The organism is uncultured Gimesia sp. (assembly GCF_937919775.1).
Lineage (GTDB): Bacteria > Planctomycetota > Planctomycetia > Planctomycetales > Planctomycetaceae > Gimesia.
Window position 1 is genome coordinate 1 of record NZ_CALFPF010000783.1, and the last position, 4,603, is coordinate 4,603.

The 4,603-nt window shown below is 50.6% G+C and carries 1 protein-coding gene; it reads left to right on the top strand.

Going from position 1 to position 4,603, the window contains the following annotated elements; genetic code table 11:
* On the top strand, nucleotides 1–4,603 hold a 4,603-nt coding region (locus tag Q0294_RS22205; protein ID WP_299469823.1), incomplete at both ends, for an MG2 domain-containing protein.

Genomic DNA, 4,603 nt, shown 5'->3' on the forward strand with positions numbered 1-4,603 from the left:
CTGAGAAACTGGACTGGAACCAGATCAATATCTCGAATCTGGGATATCGCCTGATGGATGAGCAGCAGAAAAAATACCAGGGGAAACTGGTCTCCCGCTGGGAACTGGAACTTGACCCACTCGACGGGCATCGAGATCGTCAAATCACCGTCACGACTCCGTTGCAGAATGCGGGGGCGTATTTATTAATCGCGAAGATGAAAAACGGAAATACCAGCCGGATCATTGTCTGGCTGGATGATACGGCGATTGTTCACAAACGCATGGCAGACAAGACCTATTATTATGTGGCTGACGCACGCACCGGAAAACCTGTTGCGGGAGCCAACCTGGAATTCTTCGGTTATCAGCAAAAACATATTCAACGCAACCAGTATCAAACATTGACTGCGAATTTCGCAGAACAGACCGATGAAAATGGGCAGGCGTTCCCGGACGAAAAATTATTGAAGCGAGAATTTCAGTGGATCACGATTGCCAGAACGAAAGAGGGCCGGTTTGCCTATACCGGTTTTGAACGGTTCTGGTATCAAAGATCGAGTGATAACCGTTTCCATCAACACAAGATTTATGGAATTACCGATCGCCCCGTGTATCGCCCCGGACAAAAAGTTGATTATAAGTTCTGGATTCGTAACGTCGGCTACGATTTAACCAAAGAGGAAGAGTCTCAGTTTGCCAATCATAGTGTGGCGATCAAACTGAATGACAATAACGGCAAAACAATCTTTGAAAAAACACTCACGACTGACGCATATGGCGGCGTTAATGCGGATTGGGAAATCCCCAAAGATGCCGGGCTGGGCGTGTATCATTTTCAGGTTCAAGTTGAATATCCTGATTCCAGAGTCGCAGGCAGAAATGCAAAAATCGTCTCGCGTATTTCGTTTCGGATTGAGGAATATAAAAAACCGGAATTTGAAGTGCTGGTCGAAGCACCAGAAGAACCAGTCGCGCTGGGCGATACGATTACTGCAAAAATTAAAGCGAAATACTACTTCGGCAGCCCCGTAACGAAAGGGCAGGTAAAGTATAAAGTCACACGGACCGCCCATGAGCAGCACTGGTATCCCGTCGATCATTGGGATTGGCTCTATGGTTCGGGTTACTGGTGGTTCACGGGAGATTACAACTGGTATCCAGGCTGGGGGAGCTGGGGTTGTATTGCCCCCGGACCGTGGTGGATTCATCCAAGATCAGGTCCCCCCGAGGTGGTACTTTCCAATACGGTTGAGATCGGCTCTGATGGCGAAGTCGAAATCAAAATCGATACCGCGCTGGCAAAAGCCATTCACGGCGATCAGGATCATAAATATGAGATCACGGCTGAAGTTGTGGATGAATCCCGACGCACCATCGTCGGTAAAGGCTCAGTTCTGGTGGCACGTAAACCATTCAAAGTATTTGCCTGGATGAATCAAGGTTATTATCAGGTTGGCGATACGATGACCGCATCCTTCAAGGCACAGACGCTGGATTCCAAACCAGTGATTGGAACAGGCAAAGTGGTGCTCTATCGCATCTCTTATAGCGAACAGGGAGAACCGAAAGAGACCGCAGTTCAGGAGTGGGCTCTGAATCCGGGCGAAGACGGAACCGCTTCACAGAAAATGGCGGCAACACAAGCGGGGCAATATCGTGTTTCGTATACCGTGACCGATAAAAAAGGAAACCAGATCGAGGGGGGATCCCTGTTTACGATTCGCGGTGAAGGATTTGACGGCAAGGAATACCGCTTTAATGATCTGGAAATTGTCGTCGAGAAGAAACATTATCAACCGAATGATAAGGTGCGCCTGCTGATCAATACGAATCAGCCGGGGAGTACGGTTCTGTTATTCGTTAGACCCTTAAATGGGATTTATTCGAAGCCGCATGTTCTCAAGCTGGCGGGCAAGAGCACCGTTTACGAACTGGATGTGACCAGAAAAGATCTGCCGAACTTCTTCGTCGAAGCAGTCACGATTCACCAGGGAAAAGTTCATACCGTTGCCCGTGAGATTGCCGTTCCTCCGGAAAAGCGGATTGTCAATCTTGAGGTAGAAGCGTCAGAAAAAGAATATCTGCCCGGCCAGGAAGCGACAGTCAAACTCAAAGCAACTGATGAGAACGGAAAGCCGGTCGAAGGCTCACTGGTCGTCAGTATGTATGACAAAAGCGTCGAATACATCAGCGGCGGTTCCAACGTCACTGACATCAAAGACTTCTTCTGGAAGTGGAAACGCGCGCATCATCCTGCAACATTTGACAGTTTGAACAGAACCTTTCATATACTGTTACGGCCTGATGAAAGCGCTATGCAGGCGATTGGTACGTTCGGGCGTCTGATGGCGGATGCCAATGAGGTGCTGAAAGGTGAAGCGTTTGGTGCGGGGGGGATGGATAAGTCAATGAGCATGGAGCGATCTCTGCCGATGGCCGCTGCTCCGATGGCCGCCAGAAAGAGCATGGCAGATGCGGCTGCCGCTCCCGAAGATTCCTCTGCCGTCATTGAACCGGTCGTCAGACAGAATTTCGCCGATACTGCTTACTGGAACGGGTCTATCTCAACTGATGCGGAAGGCCGGGCGGAAGTTTCGCTCAAGATGCCGGAAAACCTGACGAGTTGGAAGATTCGCAGTTGGGTCATGGGGCAGGGGACGCGAGTGGGTGAAGGGGAACAACTGGTCGTCACCAGAAAGAATTTAATCGTGCGTTTACAGGCACCGCGGTTCTTTACGGAAACGGATGAAGTGGTGCTGAGCGCGAACGTTCACAATTACCTCAAGACATCAAAAAATGTGACGGTAGTTCTGGAACTGGACGGCGATACCTTACAGCCTTTAGGTGAGATGACGCAGACTGTCGAAATCGCTGCCAACGGAGAACATCGCATCGACTGGCGAGTAAAAGCGGTCCGTCCCGGTTTTGCCGTGATTCGCATGAAAGCGCTCACCGATGAAGAGTCGGACGCGATGCAGATGACGTTCCCTGTCAAAGTGCATGGCATTTTAAAAACCGAGTCGTTCACCGGCACGATTCCTGCCGACGGAAAGTCCGCTCAAATCAGCTTCCAGATTCCCAATCAACGGAATTCGGAACTGAGTCGTCTGGAACTGCGATACTCGCCTTCACTGGCAGGGGCGATGGTCGATGCACTCCCATACCTGATTTATTCGCCACACAAAACAACCGATGGCACATTGTGCCGGTTTCTGCCGACCGTGATGACGCAGAATATTCTGAAACGCATGGGACTGAACCTGGAGGAGATTGAACGGAAACGAACGAATCTCAATGCACAGGAAATCGGTGACGACAAACAGCGGGCGGAACAGTGGAAACGTTATGACCAGAACCCGGTTTTCAGTCAGTCGGAAGTTGATCAGATCGTGAAACAGGGGGTCGCTGATCTGACCAGCATGCAGTTATCCGACGGAGGCTGGGGCTGGTTCTCCGGTTGGCAGGAGCGGTCGTCGCCTTATTTCACGGCGCGCGTGGTTCAGGGTTTGAATCTGGCGCAGCAGAACGGAGTGGCTTTGGTGCCCGGTACTCTGGAGCGGGGCATCGAATGGCTGAAAAATTATCAGCAACAGGAACTGCAGAAACTGCTGAATGCTCCCGACGAAAAGAAACCGTATAAAGTGACGGCTTCCAACCTGGACGCGTATGTATTCATGGTGCTCGTGAACCAGAAGGTTGTTGACGAAAAGATGTACGATTTTCTCTATCGGGATCGGACAAAACTTTCGGTCTACGCTCTGGGAATGCTGGGGTTAGCCTCCCATGAACTGGACCGTCAGGATCGGCTGGCGATGATTGTGAATAACATGGATCAGTATCTGGTTCAGGATCCGGAGAACCAGACCGCGTATCTGAATCTGCCGGAAGGAAACTACTGGTGGCACTGGTACGGCAGCGAAGTGGAAGCTAACGCTTATTATCTGAAGCTGCTGGCAAAAGCCGACCCGCAAAACCCGAAGGCGGCGCAGCTGGTGAAATATCTGTTGAACAATCGCAAACATTCCACCTACTGGAATTCCGTGTCGGATACCGCGATTGCCGTCGAAGCACTTGCAGAATACTGGGCTGCCAGCGGCGAGGGGCAGCCTGATCTGACGCTGGAAATCTATCTGGATGGTGAAAAACAGAAAGAGGTCAAAATCACCGCCGAGAATCTGTTTACGTTTGATAATAAGCTGGTGATTGAGGGGGACGCGCTCACGTCTGGCGCCCATCGTCTGGAAATCCGCAAGCAGGGGGCAGGTCCTTTGTATTACAGCGCCTATGTGACGTACTTCACTAAAGAAGATTTCATTACCAAGACAGGGCTGGAGATCAAGGTAGAGCGTAAGTACTACAAATTGGTTCCGGAAGAGGCTTCGATCAAAGCCTCCGGCTCACGCGGGCAGGCGGTTGACCAGAAGATCGAGAAATACCAGCGTCAGGAGATTGATCGAGAGACCGCACTCAAAAGCGGCGATCTGGTGGAAGTCGAACTCATTTTCGATAGCAAAAATGATTACGAGTATCTGGTGTTTGAAGATTTCAAAGTGGCCGGAATGGAGCCCGTCGATGTACGTAGCGGCTATTCCAGCAGTGGTCTGGGTGCTTATCAGGAATT